General features: G+C 38.3%; 19 protein-coding genes and 1 pseudogene. 13 read left to right on the forward strand and 7 right to left on the reverse strand.

Translation table 11 applies throughout. The features are described 5' to 3' along the window. Positions 1-116 precede the first annotated feature (116 nt). Positions 117-623 carry a GNAT family N-acetyltransferase gene (locus FN924_RS05580; RefSeq protein ID WP_143892521.1) on the reverse strand — a complete coding sequence of 169 codons (507 nt, stop codon included), beginning with the start codon at positions 621-623 and terminating at the stop codon, positions 117-119. Between the two features lie 118 nt (positions 624-741). On the opposite strand from FN924_RS05580, the gene map reads away from it, so the two are divergent. The 3 genes and pseudogenes from map to FN924_RS05595 all read left to right on the forward strand — a co-directional run bounded on the left by map (position 742) and on the right by FN924_RS05595 (position 2,654). Continuing rightward, on the forward strand, positions 742-1,497 hold the full coding sequence (gene map, locus FN924_RS05585; RefSeq protein ID WP_143897133.1) for a type I methionyl aminopeptidase: 756 nt from the start codon (positions 742-744) through the stop codon (positions 1,495-1,497). A gap of 135 nt (positions 1,498-1,632) precedes the next feature. Next, a pseudogene (locus FN924_RS05590) lies at positions 1,633-2,363 on the forward strand (AzlC family ABC transporter permease). Positions 2,364-2,384: 21 nt separating this feature from the next. After that, positions 2,385-2,654 carry an AzlD domain-containing protein gene (locus FN924_RS05595; RefSeq protein ID WP_143892523.1) on the forward strand — a complete coding sequence of 90 codons (270 nt, stop codon included), beginning with the start codon at positions 2,385-2,387 and terminating at the stop codon, positions 2,652-2,654. Between the two features lie 22 nt (positions 2,655-2,676). Here FN924_RS05595 and FN924_RS05600 read toward each other — a convergent pair whose 3' ends face one another. Beyond that, a complete protein-coding gene (locus tag FN924_RS05600) occupies positions 2,677-3,564 on the reverse strand; it encodes a cation diffusion facilitator family transporter (RefSeq protein WP_143892525.1) in 888 nt (295 codons plus the stop codon). Positions 3,565-3,824: 260 nt separating this feature from the next. On the opposite strand from FN924_RS05600, the gene wrbA reads away from it, so the two are divergent. The 5 genes from wrbA to FN924_RS05625 all read left to right on the forward strand — a co-directional run bounded on the left by wrbA (position 3,825) and on the right by FN924_RS05625 (position 8,620). Continuing rightward, positions 3,825-4,424 carry an NAD(P)H:quinone oxidoreductase gene (gene wrbA / locus FN924_RS05605; protein ID WP_143892527.1) on the forward strand — a complete coding sequence of 200 codons (600 nt, stop codon included), beginning with the start codon at positions 3,825-3,827 and terminating at the stop codon, positions 4,422-4,424. Positions 4,425-4,563: 139 nt separating this feature from the next. Beyond that, entirely contained in the window at positions 4,564-5,841 is a 1,278-nt protein-coding gene (locus FN924_RS05610) for an MFS transporter (protein ID WP_143892528.1), read from the forward strand. Between the two features lie 174 nt (positions 5,842-6,015). Next, on the forward strand, positions 6,016-6,258 hold the full coding sequence (locus FN924_RS05615) for an IDEAL domain-containing protein (protein ID WP_143892530.1): 243 nt from the start codon (positions 6,016-6,018) through the stop codon (positions 6,256-6,258). Between the two features lie 136 nt (positions 6,259-6,394). Further along, complete coding sequence (locus FN924_RS05620; RefSeq protein ID WP_143892532.1) at positions 6,395-7,195, forward strand: M15 family metallopeptidase; 801 nt, start codon at positions 6,395-6,397, stop codon at positions 7,193-7,195. 168 nt (positions 7,196-7,363) lie between these two features. Continuing rightward, the gene (locus tag FN924_RS05625) at positions 7,364-8,620 is read left to right on the forward strand and encodes an MFS transporter (protein WP_143892534.1); all 1,257 of its coding nucleotides are present in this window, start codon (positions 7,364-7,366) and stop codon (positions 8,618-8,620) included. A gap of 22 nt (positions 8,621-8,642) precedes the next feature. Here FN924_RS05625 and FN924_RS05630 read toward each other — a convergent pair whose 3' ends face one another. Further along, entirely contained in the window at positions 8,643-9,557 is a 915-nt protein-coding gene (locus tag FN924_RS05630) for a zinc dependent phospholipase C family protein (RefSeq protein ID WP_143892536.1), read from the reverse strand. Between the two features lie 350 nt (positions 9,558-9,907). Here FN924_RS05630 and fumC point away from each other — a divergent pair, with 350 nt between their 5' ends. From fumC to FN924_RS05650, 4 genes are all read left to right on the forward strand, one after another. Then, positions 9,908-11,293 (forward strand): class II fumarate hydratase, encoded by a 1,386-nt coding sequence (fumC, locus tag FN924_RS05635; RefSeq protein WP_143892538.1) that lies wholly within the window; start codon positions 9,908-9,910, stop codon positions 11,291-11,293. Between the two features lie 173 nt (positions 11,294-11,466). After that, positions 11,467-11,667 carry an alpha/beta-type small acid-soluble spore protein gene (locus FN924_RS05640; protein WP_143892540.1) on the forward strand — a complete coding sequence of 67 codons (201 nt, stop codon included), beginning with the start codon at positions 11,467-11,469 and terminating at the stop codon, positions 11,665-11,667. A 100-nt stretch (positions 11,668-11,767) separates the two neighbouring features. Next, positions 11,768-11,968 carry an alpha/beta-type small acid-soluble spore protein gene (locus tag FN924_RS05645; protein ID WP_143892542.1) on the forward strand — a complete coding sequence of 67 codons (201 nt, stop codon included), beginning with the start codon at positions 11,768-11,770 and terminating at the stop codon, positions 11,966-11,968. A gap of 116 nt (positions 11,969-12,084) precedes the next feature. Further along, on the forward strand, positions 12,085-12,330 hold the full coding sequence (locus tag FN924_RS05650) for a hypothetical protein (protein WP_228409588.1): 246 nt from the start codon (positions 12,085-12,087) through the stop codon (positions 12,328-12,330). A 38-nt stretch (positions 12,331-12,368) separates the two neighbouring features. Here FN924_RS05650 and FN924_RS05655 read toward each other — a convergent pair whose 3' ends face one another. From FN924_RS05655 to FN924_RS05670, 4 genes are all read right to left on the reverse strand, one after another. Then, entirely contained in the window at positions 12,369-13,466 is a 1,098-nt protein-coding gene (locus FN924_RS05655) for an ABC transporter ATP-binding protein (RefSeq protein WP_143892546.1), read from the reverse strand. A gap of 136 nt (positions 13,467-13,602) precedes the next feature. After that, on the reverse strand, positions 13,603-14,493 hold the full coding sequence (locus tag FN924_RS05660; RefSeq protein ID WP_143892548.1) for a PucR family transcriptional regulator: 891 nt from the start codon (positions 14,491-14,493) through the stop codon (positions 13,603-13,605). Positions 14,494-14,619: 126 nt separating this feature from the next. After that, positions 14,620-14,814: a hypothetical protein gene (locus FN924_RS05665; protein ID WP_143892550.1), complete on the reverse strand. Its 195-nt coding sequence runs from the start codon at positions 14,812-14,814 to the stop codon at positions 14,620-14,622. Positions 14,815-14,868: 54 nt separating this feature from the next. After that, positions 14,869-16,086, reverse strand: a complete 1,218-nt coding sequence (locus tag FN924_RS05670) for a YheC/YheD family endospore coat-associated protein (RefSeq protein WP_143892552.1) — start codon at positions 16,084-16,086, stop codon at positions 14,869-14,871. 273 nt (positions 16,087-16,359) lie between these two features. On the opposite strand from FN924_RS05670, the gene FN924_RS05675 reads away from it, so the two are divergent. Continuing rightward, positions 16,360-17,493, forward strand: coding sequence for a DUF445 domain-containing protein (locus FN924_RS05675; RefSeq protein ID WP_143892554.1), 1,134 nt, complete (start codon positions 16,360-16,362; stop codon positions 17,491-17,493). Positions 17,494-17,495: the final 2 nt, after the last annotated feature.

A 17,495-nucleotide genomic window follows, 5' to 3' on the forward strand; every position in this document is an offset into this window, starting at 1 on the left:
GGTGTATCGTTGCCATCGCATTCAAGTTAAAAAATATTTTATTCTTTTGCGGTTTCATATCCGGCATAAGAAATGTAAAAAAACAACATGGGTAAAGAAATACCCCATGTTGTTTTTTATTGTTTCAGATTATATACCATCAAGTACTCATCTAAATAGCGATCCTCTATTTTTATCGCCTGTCGCTCTGTACCATATATCTCAAACCCAAGCTTTTGATAAACATGAACTGCTTTTTGATTCGTTGCAACTACGCATAACTGAAGCTGTTCAAGGCCACCATCCTTTCCATAACGGATAGCTTCCTTGAGTAATTTTGTTCCAATTTGTAGATTGCGATGTTCTTTTGACACGTACATCGCTATGAGCTCTGCTTTATGTGCAAACTTAGGATGGGTTTTATGAACAAGTGTTACATTTCCTACAAGTTGATCATCAAGAAACGCACCAAAAAATCGTTGTTCGGGGTTTTGTAGACGCTCCTTTAGTTGTTCGACTAGGTTCTCACGAGATAGTGCTTCCTCATAGGTAGTAATGAACGCATCAGGCTCTTCTTTTAATGCTTCTAGACGAAGCTGCCAGCATTGTTCGGCGTCTTGTTCTGTGATTAGGCGAATGTTCATATTCCCAACTCCTTTTCTTCATCATACCATGAGAATAACAAACTATGGTAAACTTGTAGAGGAGAAAAAATCAACCATTGGAAATACTGTTGGGAAAGCAATAGAAAGGAAGTTTCAGATGATTACAAGAAAAAGCAGTCGTGAAATCGCATTAATGCAAGAGGCGGGTAAACTTCTTGCTCAATGTCATAAAGAAATAGCGAAACGAATTAAGCCAGGCGTAACGACAAACGAAATTGATGATTTCGTAGAGGAATTTTTAGCAAAGCATGGTGCAACACCTGAGCAAAAAGGCTATAACGGGTATGAATATGCAACCTGTGCCTCTATTAATGATGAGATTTGTCATGGTTTCCCTAGAAATGAACCTTTAAAAAATGGGGATATTGTAACGATTGATATGGTAGTAAACTTAAATGGTGGATTAGCTGATTCGGCATGGACCTACGCGGTAGGGGAAGTAGACGAACAGACGCAAAAGCTATTAGAGGTAACGAAAACTTCTTTGTATAAAGGAATAGAGCAAGCAACAGCAGGCAAACGAATCGGTGATATAGGCCATGCTATTCAAACGTATGCTGAAGGTGAAGGATTCTCTGTTGTAAAAGACTTTACTGGTCATGGAATTGGACCTACCATCCATGAAGAACCACACATTCCACATTTTGGCGAAGCAGGGAAAGGGCAACGCTTGAAAGAAGGAATGGTTATAACGATTGAACCGATGATTAATATTGGGGCCTGGGAAAGTCAAATGGATGATAACAATTGGACGGCACGTACGATTGACGGATCATATTCTGCCCAATACGAGCACACATTGGTCATTACAAAGGATAAGCCGATTATTATAACAGATCAAGATAATCTGTAAGAAACGAAGTCAGTTAACGAAAAGTTAACTGACTTTTTTTTCGATATGTGTAGACTTGCTAGACTGGATTTCGGTATAATGAGAAAACATTTTATTATTTTACTTAACTAAAGGCTAAGGATTAGGAGTGAGGAGATGACTTCTAAAGCGATTGACATGCAGCAAAGCGACTCTAATACAGCGATGATTCAAAAGGGGATCGCAAAGGGCATTCCTATTATGCTAGGTTATTTGCCGATTGCGATTACATATGGTGTATTGGGGAAACAAGCGGGAATGACCGTGTTAGAAATCACATTGATGAGTATGATGGTTTTTGCTGGAGCGAGTCAATTTATGGGTGTAAATATGATTGCGTTAGGGACGGGTGCCGTCGAAATTATTATCGCCACATTTGTTTTGAATTTTCGGCATTTCGTGATGAGCTTATCTTTTATGAATAGAGTTCGAGGAATAGGTTTAAAATGGAAAGTTCCATTGTCGTTTGGATTAACGGATGAAACGTTTGCTGTTGCTTCTTTACATCCAGATAAAGCAAAAGAAGAAAATGGTGGATATTTCTATGCAGCCCTTATGCTGACAGCCTACTCCTCATGGGTAATCGGTTCTTTTCTCGGTGGTGTTTTGGGGGATATTATTCCAAGCAGTCTTAGTCAGAGTATGGGAATTGCTTTATATGCTATGTTTATCGGCTTGTTAATTCCTTCTGTAAAAAAAGAGTGGCGCGTAGGACTTATTGCTCTTTTTGGATGCTTGTAAACTATGCAGCAAGCTTCATTATGAGCCAGGGGTGGGCAATTGTATTAGGCACGGTTCTTGGTGGACTAATCGGTATCCCGTTATTAAAGGAGGATGAAAAGCAATGATCCTTCTCATTATATATAGGAATGGCATTAGTGACACTTATTCCTCGGTTTGTTCCAGCTTATATTGTCGACAAAGTCCATTTTCCAAATTGGGTGAATCGTTGGCTAAACGCGATTCCCTACGCAGCATTAGGCGCGTTAATATTTCCTGGAATCCTAACCGTTATTCCGGATAAGCCACATATCGGGTTCTTTGGAGCGTTAACAGCCGTCGTATTATCATTTTTTGGACTTAATGTTATTATTGCAGTCATTGGGGCTATCTTGACCGTTTATGTATTGACCATGTAAAAAAGCGCACCCAGTGCGCTTTTTATTTCTCATTATGTGTTTCTTCTTTATAAGGTTCTATATGGATATGCGCATGATTCACATCATGCTCCTTCTCTAGAATATCCTCTAAGCGTTCGGTAATTTCATGGCTTTCTTTTACATTCAAATTTGGGTCCACATAAATGGTAACCTCCACTAGTGCTTGGTTCCCGTGGAGTCTTCCTTTTACATCTTTTACTTCTTCTACTTCTGGGTCTTTTCCAATACTCGCTTTAATCTTAGATAAATCATGTTCATCAAAGCCATCGGTTAACGTGTGTGTAGCTTCGGAAAATATTTTCCAGGCGGTCCAACAAATAATGATGCCGACAATAAGACCAGCAATGGGATCCAACCAAGTAAGTCCCATTTGTGCACCAATAATCCCTATGAATGCTCCTAAGCTAACAAGGGCATCTGATTTGTTATCCTGTGCTGCCGCTTGAAGGGACAGGCTCCTTACTTTTCTCGCCAAACGACTGTTATATAGATAAACAGCTATCATGAAGATAGCGGAGAATAGGGCTGTCCAAGCCGTTAGCATGGATGGATTCGATTCTATACCGTTCCATAGATTTTGTACGGTATCTAATATTACGTTAATCCCGACCGTTACCATGATGAAGGCGGCAATGAGCGAAGCAATGGTTTCTGCCCGGAAATGTCCGTAGTGGTGATCTTCGTCTGGTGGCTTTCGGGAGATACGAAGTCCAATTAATACGGCAATGGAAGCAATAACGTCCGTGGTATTATTCAGCCCATCGGCACGGAGTGCATCTGAATTTCCAATACTAGCTACAATAAGCTTAATTGCAGATAAAAACAGGTAAGCACCAATACTTACCCAAGCACCCATTTCTCCCTTTTTTAAGTTTGTGTATTGCTCCATATTGCTATGCCTCCATTTCTATATAAGCATAGTTAGCTTATCAGAGTAGGGTTGAGTGGGTCTAGAGAAAAAGTGCTTCATACGGGAAGATTACTTTTCCAAGCTAAAACTAGTTTACTAAGCGAAACTTTCTACAGCTTACTTTTTACAGAAATGATCGTTCCATTCGGTTGGAAAAATATACATTCTTTTTTGTATGTTCCATTTTCGTTTGATACATACTATGTTTTGAACACTATAGAGAAATGAGGACGAGTAGTATGGTAAATATTGCGGTAATTTATTACAGTTCAACGGGTACCAATTATCAATTGGCGAAATGGGCGGGAGAAGCGGCCAAGGAAGCAGGGGCTGATGTGAAAGTGCTTAAAATGAAAGAGCTCGCTCCCGAATCTGCGATTGCCCACAATCCTGCTTGGCAGCAACACTATCAAGCAACAAAGGATGTTCCTGAGGCAACGAACGATGATTTAGAATGGGCGGACGGAATCATATTTAGTGTTCCAACCAGATTCGGGAACGTACCTGCGCAAGCGAAGCAATTTTTTGACCAAGCCGGAGGATTATGGGCACAGGGGAAAACAGTGAATAAAGTAGTAAGTGCCATGTCTTCTGCACAAAATCCACATGGTGGACAAGAAGCTACCATCCTAAGTATATATACGTCTATGTTCCATTGGGGAGCGATAATTGCAGCACCCGGTTATGCAGATCCTGTTACATTTGTAGCTGGTGGAAACCCTTATGGCGTCAGTGTAACGGTGGATGAGAATAACAATATGAAAGAGGACGTGGAAGGTGCTGTGAAGTTTCAAGCAAAAAGAACGGTGGAAATTACACAGAAAGTAGCATCCAAATAAATAGAAAGAGAAGAAACGACCTACTATAAAAAAGTAGGTCGTTTCTTCTAACTTCCATTAACTGTATGATAAGTCCTTGCATGAAGGATGAGCCTTATGGTAAACAATATGCTTAGCCCAATTTGAAAGGATTGTCATCATGAGCGAAGCAAAAAAAAGTGGTGAAATATACGAAAAAAGATGGGCAATCGTTTCCTTAGCTTCGATTCCACTAATTATGACTTTAGGAAATTCGATGCTCATTCCAGTTCTTCCAGAGATGGAGGAACAACTAGATATAACGAAACTTCAATCTAGCTATATTATTACTGTATATTCCATTGTTGCGATTTTTCTTATTCCAATTGCGGGTTTTTTATCCGATCGATTTGGTAGGAAAATCGTGATTATTCCTGCATTGATTGCCGCTGGAATTGGTGGCTTGATATCAGGGTATGCATCATGGAAAATGGATGATGCCTTTACATGGGTTTTGATTGGCCGGATCCTTCAAGGGGTCGGTGCCTCAGGCACGGCTCCAATTGTTTTACCACTAGTAGGAGACATGTTTAGAAGAGAAAAGGATGTAAGTGCGACACTTGGCATTATTGAAACATCAAATACATTTGGAAAAGTATTGAGCCCTATACTTGGTTCCTTACTCGCCGGAGTCATTTGGTTTTTACCTTTCTTTTCTATACCAATTTTTTGTTTAATGTCCGTCCTATTAGTAGTGATTCTTGTGAAAAAACCAAAGAATGAGGATAAAGGGCCAACCTTCAAAGTATTTTGGAAAGATACAAAACGCACCTTTCATACACACGGCCGATGGTTGATTGCTGTATTTATTGTCGGTGCGATTTTAATGTTTATTTTGTTTGGAATCCTCTTTTATCTATCTAGTGTAATGGAGGATGTTTACCGTATTGATGGAATCAGAAAAGGACTTTATCTTGCGATTCCCTTAGCAGCGCTATGCTTAGCTTCCTATATAACCGGGAAAGTGATCAAGGATGATATTATCAAGATGAAATGGATTACGTTCATCGGAATATTACTAGCAGGATTTTCAACAGTTGCCGTTAGCTTTTCAGATCAGTTTATTTATTTACTTATTGTGTTCCTAGTGTGTGGAGTTGGCATTGGAGTCGGTTTACCAAGCTTAGATGCTATTATAACTGAAAGCATTGGGAAAGAAGTACGTGGGACCATCAGTTGTATTTATAGTTCTGCAAGATTTGCTGGTGTAGCAGCTGGTCCTCCAATTATTGCTATTCTAATGAATCGTCCAAGTTTAATTTGGATGGTAGCCGTACTTTGTGGCTCCGCAATTATTGCCGCACTGTTGGCCTTTAAGGTGATACACCCTGAGTCAGATGGAAAAAAATCATCAAGTGGATCTCAACAACTGGAAGCAACCCTGTTTAAGAAATTTTAAAACAGGGTTGTTTTTTGTATGCTGTTTCTATTTACAGAAGTTGTTTATCCAAGTTGAATAAAGTGAACTTGTACATAGAAAGGAAAAAATAACCACCAACAAATTATCTGAAAATTATTGCATTATCCCAGAAAATTTAGGATAATAGAAAAAAGGAACGAGGAGGCGTGTTCCATGAAAAAGCATAAAGTAAACTACAGGTTAAAGGTATTTGGCAGTGGTCATTATTCAAAGATTGTAGCAAAAAGGGAGATTTCATATGAAATTAAACTAGCAGCACAGTTACTCCTTGATGAATTATGTTTTAATTGGAATAAAGCGCATTTAGAAAAGATGATTAATGAGTCGATTGATACGAACAACAGCGAAGCGTTCTACGAACTAAGTGAACAGTATCAATTATATGTAACAGAATAAGATGGATACAGGACCTTGTCAACATGTGACAAGGTCTTTTTTAGTCCTCGCATTTAGGATAAATAAACCATATTTCGTCACTACAATTGTATGTTATAGTGGATGAGGAATATAAAACAACTAAGGAGACATATCCATGAAAAAAATCATGCTTCTTTGGATTGGTTTAGCATTGGCATTAATGGCATGTGGACATGATGAACAACCAGAATCCAAACAACCGGATACTGATTCGCCTACAGAAGAAACAGCCGAATCAAATGAAAATAACTCAAATCAAGATTCAAAGGACATAAATCAATCGGAGGAACCTGCTCCAGAAGAGGAGGAGATTGGTCCGCAATTGGTATTAGCTAGTGAAGATCCGGATAACATTCATATATTGGTTAATAAAACTCACTTTTTACCGGATGACTACGTACCAGCAGACCTAGTTGTTCCAAATGTTCCTTTTCCTTTTGAAGAATTTGCCGAAAAGAAACAGCTTAGACTAGAAGCGGCAACCGCGTTAGAAGCATTATTCCAAGCTTCCAAAAAGGCGGGCTTGGATCTTGTCGCAGCATCTGGATACCGGTCTTATGAAAGGCAGGCAGTTATCTATCAAAATAACGTTGAGAAGAATGGAAAAAAACACGCAGATAAATTTTCTGCTCAACCTGGAAGTAGTGAACACCAAACAGGACTAGCTATGGATGTAACGAGTGCAGAAATGGCCTTTGCATTGGAACAAACCTTTGAACAAACAGATGAAGGTGCATGGTTAGCAGACAATGCGTATAAGTATGGATTTGTTATTCGGTACCCCGAAGGGAAAGAAGCGATAACGGGGTATAGCTATGAACCTTGGCATATCAGATATGTTGGTAAAGAACTCGCGAAAGAACTATATACCCGTAGCCTTACATTAGAAGAGTATTACGATTTACAACAAAAATAGATGTCACATATGTGGCATCTATTTTTATACCATCACTGTTTTAAAAAAATACATCTTTCACATTAAGTTTTTGTAAAGGTTACCAAAAGTTAGAACAATCATTGATATAATAAAAGGTAGGGTTGTACACCTGGCGTTACATAATGTATAGAAGGTGAAGGTGGGGAAATGAAAAAGAAGTTAATAAGAAGTTGGGCCATGTACGATTGGGCCAATTCCGCATTTGCGACAACAATTACTGCTGCTATTTTACCTGTTTATTATTATGATGTTGCCGCAAAAGGTTTGGATCAATCGCTGGCATCTAGTTATTGGGGCTATTCGAACTCCATTGCAGTATTTACAGTCGCTATTCTGTCTCCGGTTTTAGGAGCAATAAGCGATTATTCCTCTGCAAAAAAACAATTTTTAAGATTCTTCGCTTACATGGGGATTATTGCAAGTATCTTGCTGGCATTTGTTGGAGAAGGCGACTATATACTAGCGTCTTTATTATTAATTATTGGAACGATTGGTTTTTCTGGTGCAAACGTTTTTTATGATGCTTTTTTACCAGAAGTCGCGGATGAACATGACATAGATCGAGTATCGGCAAGGGGATATGCCATGGGCTATTTAGGTGGAGGTATTCTCTTAGCGATAAATGTCCTCATGTTACTCAAGCATGATTGGTTTGGCATTCCGAATGCAATGGTGGCTAGTCAGATTGCCTTTATTACAGTTGGGATATGGTGGTTCGCATTCTCTATTCCTTTGTTTAAAAACATCCAAGAAGAGAAAAAAGTACGATTGAAACGAACCCAATCATATGCAGCCATTGGACTTACTAGAGTAGGGCAGACACTTAAGGAACTTAAGCATTACAAGCAATTGTTTATTTTTTTAATTGCTTTTTGGTTATATAATGATGGAATATCAACGATAATCAAGATGGCAACAATCTATGGTAAAGATATTGGAATTGGAACAAACGACTTAATTACTGCGCTATTGATTACACAGTTTGTTGGGTTGCCATGTACGTTTGCATTTGGGTGGCTGTCTTCCAAAATCTCTGCCAAGAAAGCATTGCTCCTATCTTTATACATTTATGTCGCTATAGTATTACTTGGGTTTTTCATGTCCAGTGCATTACACTTTTATTTACTTGCTATTTGTGTTGGCCTGGTACAGGGTGGTGCCCAAGCGCTTAGTCGTTCTATTTTCGGGAAAATGGTACCGGCAAATCGCCATGCAGAGTTTTATGGGTTCTTTGGAATATCCTCCAAATTCGCTGCTGTATTTGGACCATTCTTATTCGGAATAGTAGGGCAATTAACGGGTAACAGTCGTTTTGGGATCATTTCATTATTAGTGTTCTTCATCGTTGGAATTATCCTGTTACACCGTGTAAACATTGAAAAGGGAATAGAAGAGGCAAAATAAAGAGGCCAGTTGGCCTCTTTTTCTATACGATTGGATCACTATATATTGGCTTATGTCTCATGGACACAGGGGTTCCTGTGTCATAAGAGATGTCATCCAATAATGTATTAAGTTTGGCAAATTGATCATCTGAAGGACGATCCCAATATTGGAGGAGAGCTATCAAAATGTCCGTTCCTTCTATTTTGGCTTCCTCATATAAGTCTAAAAAGCTTTTTGTAGAAGGTTCGTTTGTAGCAGGATGATACCAAGTACTACCTTCCTCTCCTAAGTAATCTTTTCCCTCTCTAATCGGACGATGAGAAAAGGAAGAGATAAAGGAAGAAAGAAAAATATGTTTTATGCCAGTTGAGTCTGATACGATTCGCAACGCTCTTTTCATGTCCCGATAAGAATCTTGGACAAATTCAGAAGGAAGGTTTTTTATGGCTTCGGGAAAATGTATTCTGATTGCCTCTTTTATTAATTGATGAACCTTATCGTCCAACTTCGATCCGACGTCAATTTCCTTGTAAACGGGAAACCTCCACGTATCTTGATTACGGATGCGTTTCATCATAATTGTATCAATAATGACTTCTAAGTATTGATGCTTATTCCCTTTATATCCAGCTCTATAATGGATATATGGATGTGTATTTCGGTCTAATATATGGTGGGTTACGAATCCGAGCACATAGGCTTTTGCTTTCTCACCATGTTGTGGAGCATTTTGAATAAGATAAAGTAGGAATTCCCCGCATCGCTCCGTATGAAGTAAGGTTCCAATATGATTCACCTTCTTCTCTTTTTTCCAAGGCAAAAAATTATGGTAAAAGAAAGGGTCTGGACCTTGTGCTCCAAGGTTTAAATACGTTTCGTATTCTACGCAGGCTGGTTCCTTAATGGTTTCCAATAATTCATCACAAAACAGCATGTGTGTCCATATATTTGGCATGTTTATTCCTCCTAGGCACCCATATATACTCATTATAAAGAGAGTTTGGTAAGATTAGTAGACATAACCAAGAATTTTTTGTGCCAAAAAAAAAGTCTCTCTTAAAGAGACTTCAAATAATCACCATATCCAACCACTTATGAGAGTCATCTAGCGTCTAGATTCCCCCCTCCCAAAGTGATACTTTAAGCATATCATGAGGAAGATGATATCGTAAGCGGAAAATCGGAATTGGATGCAATTACCGTTTTTAAGGGAGAAGTTTTGTAGGTAGTTGAATAAATTTTTAATGTTTTTCTAAAAATTTGATACAATGGAAAAGGGTATTTGATCATAAGGGAGGATAAAACATGGATTACCGCATGGAAAGAGATACAATAGGTGAAATAAAAGTACAAGCAGACAAATATTGGGGTGCACAAACTGAAAGAAGTAAACAAAACTTTCCAATTGGTACAGAAAAGATGCCAGTTGAGATTGTTCGTGGCTTTGCAATCTTGAAAAAAAGTGCAGCACTCGTAAACAAAGAATTAGCCTTATTAGAATCAGAAAAAGCAGACGCAATTGCCTATGCTGCTGATAAAATTGTGGCTAATGAATTAAATGACCATTTCCCACTAGTTGTGTGGCAAACTGGAAGCGGTACTCAGTCGAATATGAATGTAAACGAAGTCATTGCCTACGTGGGGAATCAATGGTTGCAGGAGCAAAATAGTGCCTTAAAACTTCACCCGAATGATGATGTGAATAAATCTCAAAGCTCTAATGATACGTATCCAACAGCTTTACACGTTGCTGCATTAATGAAAGTGGAAGACGTTGTATTACCTGCACTAAGAACATTAAAAGAAACATTCGCTGAAAAAATGGAAGCGTTTAAGGATATTGTCAAAATTGGTCGTACACACCTTCAAGATGCGACTCCATTAACACTAGGACAAGAAATTAGCGGATGGCATCGTATGTTAGAAAAAACAGAACATATGTTAATTCAAAGCTTAGACTATGTTCGTGAATTAGCAATTGGTGGAACGGCGGTTGGAACAGGGTTAAACGCTCACCCGGAATTTTCTGAACGTGTAAGTGCAAAGATTAGCGAACTAACAGGTAAGAAATTCGTTTCTGCAAAAAATAAATTCCATGCGCTAACAAGTCATGATGAGCTAGTATATGTTCACGGTGCACTAAAAGGTTTGGCAGCAGACTTAATGAAGATCGCTAATGATGTAAGATGGTTAGCGAGTGGTCCTAGAAGTGGACTTGCAGAAATCAATATTCCGGCAAATGAGCCTGGAAGCTCTATTATGCCAGGAAAAGTAAACCCGACGCAAAGTGAGGCTGTAACGATGGTAGCAGCTCAAGTAATGGGAAATGACACAACAATTGGCTTTGCTGCAAGCCAAGGAAACTTTGAGTTAAACGTATTCAAGCCGGTTATTGCGTATAACTTCTTACAATCTGCTCAGCTTTTAGCGGATAGTATGCTTTCCTTTAATGATCGCTGTGCGGTTGGAATTGAGCCAAATCACGTAAACATTGAGAAGAACTTGAATAACTCTTTAATGCTCGTAACAGCACTTAATCCACATATAGGTTATGAAAACGCAGCTAAAATTGCAAAAAAAGCTTTTGCGGATAATACGACGTTAAAAGAAGCTGCATTGGAATCAGGACTATTAACAGAAGCGCAATTTGATGAGTATATTAATCCAAAAGAAATGACGTATCCGAAGTAATGAGAAGCTTTCATCTATAAAAGTAAGAAAAAAATTATAAAATCCTAGCTTGGCTTAAAACCGCCATGCTAGGATTTTTGTCGTTTGGATAATTTTTCTTCAAAATTTTTCTCGTATTTTCATCATAAATATAACGATCCTGCTCACAATATTGGGTACAGGAGGTGATAGACATGGCCAGCAACAACAACAACGAACTACTTGTACCTGGCGTGGAACAAGCTCTTGATCAAATGAAATATGAAATCGCTCAGGAATTTGGTGTTAATCTTGGTGCAGATAATACTTCCCGTGCCAATGGTTCTGTTGGAGGAGAAATCACGAAACGTTTAGTACAAACTGCAGAACAACAATTTGGCGGACAAGTTAAGTAATTTTTAAGAAACACTTCCGAAGTAAAACATTACCAGTAAAAAATTATAATAAGAAACAACTAACATCAAACACTAGTTAGTAACAGGGAGGTGAAAAGACATGGCAAGCAGCAACAATAACAACGAACTATTAGTAGCTGGTGCAGAACAAGCACTAGACCAAATGAAATATGAGATTGCTCAAGAATTTGGTGTAAACCTTGGTGCTGATACTACTTCTCGTGCTAACGGGTCAGTAGGTGGAGAAATCACAAAGCGTTTAGTCCAAACTGCTGAGCAACAACTTGGTGGACGCAGATAATAACTGAATATAACATGGCTAGAGGTACCTGCATTGCAGGTACCTCTTTTTGATATTTACTAACATGAAATCGCCCGTAATGGTGCACATTAAGACCATGAAAGGGGTGGATCCAGTTGAAGAGTTGCCCTTTGTGCAATGGGTTGGAGGAATTTGAAACGTATTGTACGAACTGTGGAAATCATATGGAGAATGTCGGTCGTGCTGTAGACTATCATAGTGATTATAGTCCGTATTTAGATTACCAAATTACGAATACTGTCGACGGAATAGATACATCGAACCAAAACAATATTTGTGTGCATTTATTTATTTGTCCCAACTGCAGTCATGATATGACTAAGGTAATCGAAGAAATATAAAAAGAGATGCGATTCTAAAATCGCATCTCTCATTAGTCTTATCGAATTCGAAGCTCTGTATCTTTATCAAAGAAGTGAGCTTTGTTCATATCGAATGCTAGTTCAATTTGTTCGCCACCATTAATATCCGTACGAGAATCAACACGAGCAATGAAGTCTTGGTCTGCTACTTTAGAGTATAAATAAGATTCAGAACCCATTAATTCTGCAACATCAATTGTAGCTGTAATTTTTGTATCTGGTGTAGATTCGATGAAAACAGGCTCATCGTGAATATCTTCAGGACGTACACCAAGTACAATCTCTTTTCCTACATAATTTTGATCACGAAGTACTTTCATCTTTCCTTCAGGAACCGCGATCTTAAGCTCGCCAACTTCTACATGTCCATCACGAAGTGTTCCAGTTAAGAAGTTCATAGAAGGAGATCCGATAAACCCACCAACGAAAATGTTTTCTGGTTTATCGTACACTTCTTTTGGAGCACCAACTTGTTGGATAATCCCATCCTTCATAACAACGAGACGAGTTGCCATTGTCATTGCTTCTGTTTGGTCGTGTGTTACGTAAATCGTAGTTGTTTGAAGACGTTTATGCAGTTTTTGAATTTCAGCACGCATTTGTACACGAAGTTTTGCATCAAGGTTTGATAATGGCTCATCCATTAAGAATACTTTTGCGTCACGAACGATAGCACGGCCAAGTGCAACACGTTGACGTTGACCACCAGAAAGAGCTTTTGGTTTACGGTCTAAGTATGCTTCTAGTCCAAGAATTTTTGCAGCGTTTTGTACACGTTGATCAATCTCGTCTTTTTTAAACTTACGAAGCTTTAACCCGAATGCCATATTATCATATACGTTCATGTGTGGGTAAAGGGCATAGTTTTGGAAAACCATTGCGATATCCCGGTCTTTTGGAGCTACATCATTCATGCGCTCCCCATCGATTAGAAAGTCACCATCTGAGATTTCTTCTAGTCCTGCAATCATACGTAACGTTGTAGATTTCCCACAACCAGATGGACCTACGAATACGATAAATTCTTTATCTTCGATGTCCAGATTGAAATCTTGTACAGCCGTTACTTTTTTGTCATACACTTTCTGAATATTTTTTAGAGCTAATTCTGCCATTACGTTTCCCCTCCGTTTTGTGAAAGCGTTTTATTTTATGATTTAAGTGTACCTTAAAGGAAGGGAGAGGGTAAATGGCAAACGTGCACAAAGAAATGAAACCCCTCTTGTGCACGTTGCTAAATGCCATATCGTTTTAATCAAATGTCCATCTCATTAGAATGGCAATGTAAACAATTAAGGCTCCTTCAAATTGTTTAATATCTATTCCTGTTTTTTCAATAAACTTGTCCACTCGATATTGCAGACTATTTCGGTGCATAAATAGTTTTTTTGCCGCAAGACTTGTATTTGAATTAGAGCTCAGAAACACATCCACTGTATGGAGAAGTTCTTCATCTTCAACGGTTTCCCCTAGAATGGCATGGACCATATGCTTCTTTTGTGTATCATCCAGAGAATCCATAAATAGATAAGGGACGATATCATGGTAAGTGGTGACGGAGCCTTTTTGATATTTTTTACTTATGATACTGTCTTTTTTTACTTGCTTATAATGATCATTTGCGGACTCTATGTCGTGAAAATAAGGACTAATAAATAGATGAATATTCATATAAAAATCACTCATTAAGACATCTACAATTTGATCGTATGCAAGATATTCACTTTCAGGGATTTCTCCTTGTTCCACAATCGTTCCTTCTTGGCTACTTTCCCAAATGATTGGCACTTCAACGGGATAAAGCGCTAAAATAGCCTCCCTAAATGAAAGAAGGTCGACTGGTGGTTCCGTTAACGTAAAATGGATAAAACGATATGAATCCTTTGAAAAAGAATTGCTTGGCTTCTGGTCTTGGAAGAGAATGCCTTTCCAAATTCTTTCTTGATCCGTTACAGCAGCTTCTACATAAGAATAAGGTTGTAAGAAAGTGGATAGGATTTTTTCATCTCGTTCCGTGATTTCTTGTTTTAAGATACCAATAACCTTGCTTTGATTGTGTGTAAACCAACGATAATTGTCTAAATCAAATGGTTGGTCTGATTCGATTAGGGATGGAAATAGTTCACGTAATTCCTCAATCATCTAAATCCTCTTTTCCAATTCCTTCATTTTGTTTTTATTATATCAATAGTCCTAGATCACTTACAGTGTTTAGAAAAAGGAGTAGAAAATAAAACACTCCGGTTTATCTTAAACCGGAGTGTTACGTTAATCTCGTTCTATTGCGTCTGGAAACGGTTCATGTTCCTTTGGAAGTTCTCTCGTTTCTTCAATTTGCATTCTTCCGTGAATAGATTCCGTAGTCCCACCAGCCATTCCTTCGCTAATCATTCGATCGACATCTAGTTCATATTTCTCTCGGGAATTAGGAGCTTCTTGTATTTTTTTATGTTTTTTTGCCATACAACTTCCTCCTTTCACGTATAGCTTTTCACGGAAAAGAGAAAACCATGCGAATTAGCTGAACCGATTTACTTTTTGGTTATGAAGATAAAATCCGTATCTGTAAGGATAAGATAGGATATGTTTCATCTTTTTTCGAATAGAGGGATGATCAAAAACATGAAAGCCAGGTTTGGAGTTTGCTTCGAACAACCAGGCTTTTCCTTCCTGATCAATACCAAAGTCAAACCCAAATTCTCCAACGGGATGGGCCATTCTTCGCTCCAAGCCTTGGCAGAGCTTCAGTGTAAGACTAGACAGCTTTGTTTGAATTCGTTTTGCTTCTTCTGCTGAGAATAGTTCTTCTAATGTATGGATACTGCCACCACGTTGAACGTGCGTAGTTAAGCTTCCTTTTCCAGCAAATTTTGCTGCTATTAAAGTAACTTCCCAGCTATTTCGATCATTCTTATTTGCATGAACTCGGAAATCAATGGGACTGTTTTGTTTTTGGATTAGAGAAATAGCTTGTTGGGCAACATACCCTTTAAAGCCATTCGGAAATTGTTGTTGAAAGAATGCTTCATCTTCCTCGTAGCGAATCACTTTTGCTTGATTTTGGATATAATACCTTACTTCAAGTTCCCCGTTTTCTAGCTTGGTGCACTGAACAATCCCTTTTCCAACGCTACCGTGGACAGGTTTTATATATAATGGGTACTTGGTCAGCAGGCTCTGAATTTTTTGTTTGGAAGGGTGAAGCGTAGTTTCAGGTAAAAGAAATGAGTAATCTGTATCCTTCATGACTTTTTCATGAATCTCCCATTTGTTAAAAAAACCATCATTGAAAAATGAAGACTTTTGTTTAAGTCCTTTCATTACTTTCCCTACTTGGGGATGATGTTCAATCTTTCGATTAGGAAGACGGTTATAAATCACAGGCGGTATTGGTCCTACTTTTTGCACCCATTTGTTATGTTTATACAAATATCCATGTACTACATTTTGTTCTAGATGAACATGCTGATGGCCAAAAAAGATAGTTTCAAATCCTAATTCTTCTCCGGCTAGACTCATTTGTTCAAAAAGCTTTGTTCTTGGTCCTAAAAGTGGACCATGGTGAGAAAAACCTGCAAGAAAAACTCCTAGTGTTATCGGAATGATACATACGTTTTCCTTTATATGAATGTTAGTCCTTATAGAGTTTGGAAATTTTATTGCAGACTTCAATGCAGATGACATATATATGGTAGATGCTTGTTTCTTATGGGCGAAGCATTCCACTGGTTCCATACTCGGTCCGTATTGAATGTGTTGAATAGACTGAAAGGTAGAATACGCAGATTGTGGGACAATGATTCTTCTTCGCTTTCCAGGATAAAATTTTATTTGATACGTTCGTGTAGTAATATGTTGTCCCCTCCTTCACATATAGTAAAATGTTGTGTAGCCTCATAGCTAGTACTTTATCTTTATATGTATATGTAGGACTTCTCAACACATGCCAAGAGTCTTATACTAGTAGCGAGTATGCATGGTTAACAATAAATAGAAAGGTCGATATATATGGGATTTTTACTCGTATTATTTATGATTTTCATTGGTGCTTTAATTGGGGGTGTTACAAACTCCATTGCGATAAAGATGCTTTTTCGCCCGTATGAAGCAAAATACTTAGGAAAATGGAAAGTTCCGTTTACCCCTGGACTTATTCCAAAGCGAAGGGAAGAGCTAGCGAAACAATTAGGTAGAATGGTGGTCGAGCATTTGCTTACCCCGGCGGGGATGAAAAGAAGGTTGGAAAACAGTCGGTTTAAACAGAATGTTTCGGAATGGATAACAACAGAGATTAATAAGGTGTATAACTCCAATCAGTCTCTGCTTTCTATTCTTCATTCCATTGGAATCTCTGTTTCGGAAAGACAAGTGAAGGGAGTCATCCATGGCTTTGGAAAGAAAAAGCTACAAAACTTCGTAGAAAGGAACGGAGAACGAAGCCTCCGACAATTATTAGGAGCGAGGAGCTTAGAGAAGTCGGAGAGGCAGATTGAGCAGCTTTCTTCTTACATTCAGAAAGCACTTGTTCAGTATGTTGGAGGATCGGAAGCTCGTCAAAAAATATCGGATATCATTCAAGCTTATTTAGGTGGTCGAGGATTTTTAGGGAATATGATTTCCTCTTTTTTAGGGAATAACAGTCTTGCTGATCATATTCAACCATTAATTGTACAATATATAGAATCCGAGGATGGAAAAGAAATGTTGGAGCGACTTCTTTCGAGCGAATGGGAGAAGGTATTAGATAAAAACGTATATACCATCGCCAATCTTATTGGGGAAGAAACACTAGATTCTGTTATCCAGATGATTAGTGATCAAATTGTACCTGAAGGAAAGCTAGATCAACCATTAATAGAATGGTTACCTTCACATATACCACAATTCATTAACCAAAGGGTAGTTCCAACTCTTGTAGAAAAAGCAACGGATATACTAATTCATCAAATGGACGTGTTGTTCCATTCATTAAAAATTGAAGAGATTGTGGAAGCAGAAGTTGCTTCTTTTCCCATTCAGCGTGTGGAACAACTTGTATTAAATATATCACGCCGAGAATTTAAAATGATAACGTATTTGGGAGCATTACTTGGAGGTATAATTGGACTAGTCCAGGGTATCATTGTCTTAATTCTCTCATAAAT

It is taken from the genome of Radiobacillus deserti, from assembly GCF_007301515.1.
Classification (GTDB): Bacteria; Bacillota; Bacilli; order Bacillales; family Amphibacillaceae; genus Radiobacillus; species Radiobacillus deserti.

What these genes read in the sequence shown, in the direction of transcription:
- FN924_RS05580 (WP_143892521.1), bottom strand. Translation starts at nt 623, where the DNA reads ATGAACATTCGCCTAATCACAGAACAAGACGCCGAACAATGCTGGCAG.
- map (WP_143897133.1), top strand. Translation starts at nt 742, where the DNA reads ATGATTACAAGAAAAAGCAGTCGTGAAATCGCATTAATGCAAGAGGCG.
- FN924_RS05595 (WP_143892523.1), top strand. Translation starts at nt 2,385, where the DNA reads ATGGCATTAGTGACACTTATTCCTCGGTTTGTTCCAGCTTATATTGTC.
- FN924_RS05600 (WP_143892525.1), bottom strand. Translation starts at nt 3,564, where the DNA reads ATGGAGCAATACACAAACTTAAAAAAGGGAGAAATGGGTGCTTGGGTA.
- wrbA (WP_143892527.1), top strand. Translation starts at nt 3,825, where the DNA reads ATGGTAAATATTGCGGTAATTTATTACAGTTCAACGGGTACCAATTAT.
- FN924_RS05610 (WP_143892528.1), top strand. Translation starts at nt 4,564, where the DNA reads ATGAGCGAAGCAAAAAAAAGTGGTGAAATATACGAAAAAAGATGGGCA.
- FN924_RS05615 (WP_143892530.1), top strand. Translation starts at nt 6,016, where the DNA reads ATGAAAAAGCATAAAGTAAACTACAGGTTAAAGGTATTTGGCAGTGGT.
- FN924_RS05620 (WP_143892532.1), top strand. Translation starts at nt 6,395, where the DNA reads ATGAAAAAAATCATGCTTCTTTGGATTGGTTTAGCATTGGCATTAATG.
- FN924_RS05625 (WP_143892534.1), top strand. Translation starts at nt 7,364, where the DNA reads ATGAAAAAGAAGTTAATAAGAAGTTGGGCCATGTACGATTGGGCCAAT.
- FN924_RS05630 (WP_143892536.1), bottom strand. Translation starts at nt 9,557, where the DNA reads ATGCCAAATATATGGACACACATGCTGTTTTGTGATGAATTATTGGAA.
- fumC (WP_143892538.1), top strand. Translation starts at nt 9,908, where the DNA reads ATGGATTACCGCATGGAAAGAGATACAATAGGTGAAATAAAAGTACAA.
- FN924_RS05640 (WP_143892540.1), top strand. Translation starts at nt 11,467, where the DNA reads ATGGCCAGCAACAACAACAACGAACTACTTGTACCTGGCGTGGAACAA.
- FN924_RS05645 (WP_143892542.1), top strand. Translation starts at nt 11,768, where the DNA reads ATGGCAAGCAGCAACAATAACAACGAACTATTAGTAGCTGGTGCAGAA.
- FN924_RS05655 (WP_143892546.1), bottom strand. Translation starts at nt 13,466, where the DNA reads ATGGCAGAATTAGCTCTAAAAAATATTCAGAAAGTGTATGACAAAAAA.
- FN924_RS05660 (WP_143892548.1), bottom strand. Translation starts at nt 14,493, where the DNA reads ATGATTGAGGAATTACGTGAACTATTTCCATCCCTAATCGAATCAGAC.
- FN924_RS05665 (WP_143892550.1), bottom strand. Translation starts at nt 14,814, where the DNA reads ATGGCAAAAAAACATAAAAAAATACAAGAAGCTCCTAATTCCCGAGAG.
- FN924_RS05670 (WP_143892552.1), bottom strand. Translation starts at nt 16,086, where the DNA reads ATGGAACCAGTGGAATGCTTCGCCCATAAGAAACAAGCATCTACCATA.
- FN924_RS05675 (WP_143892554.1), top strand. Translation starts at nt 16,360, where the DNA reads ATGGGATTTTTACTCGTATTATTTATGATTTTCATTGGTGCTTTAATT.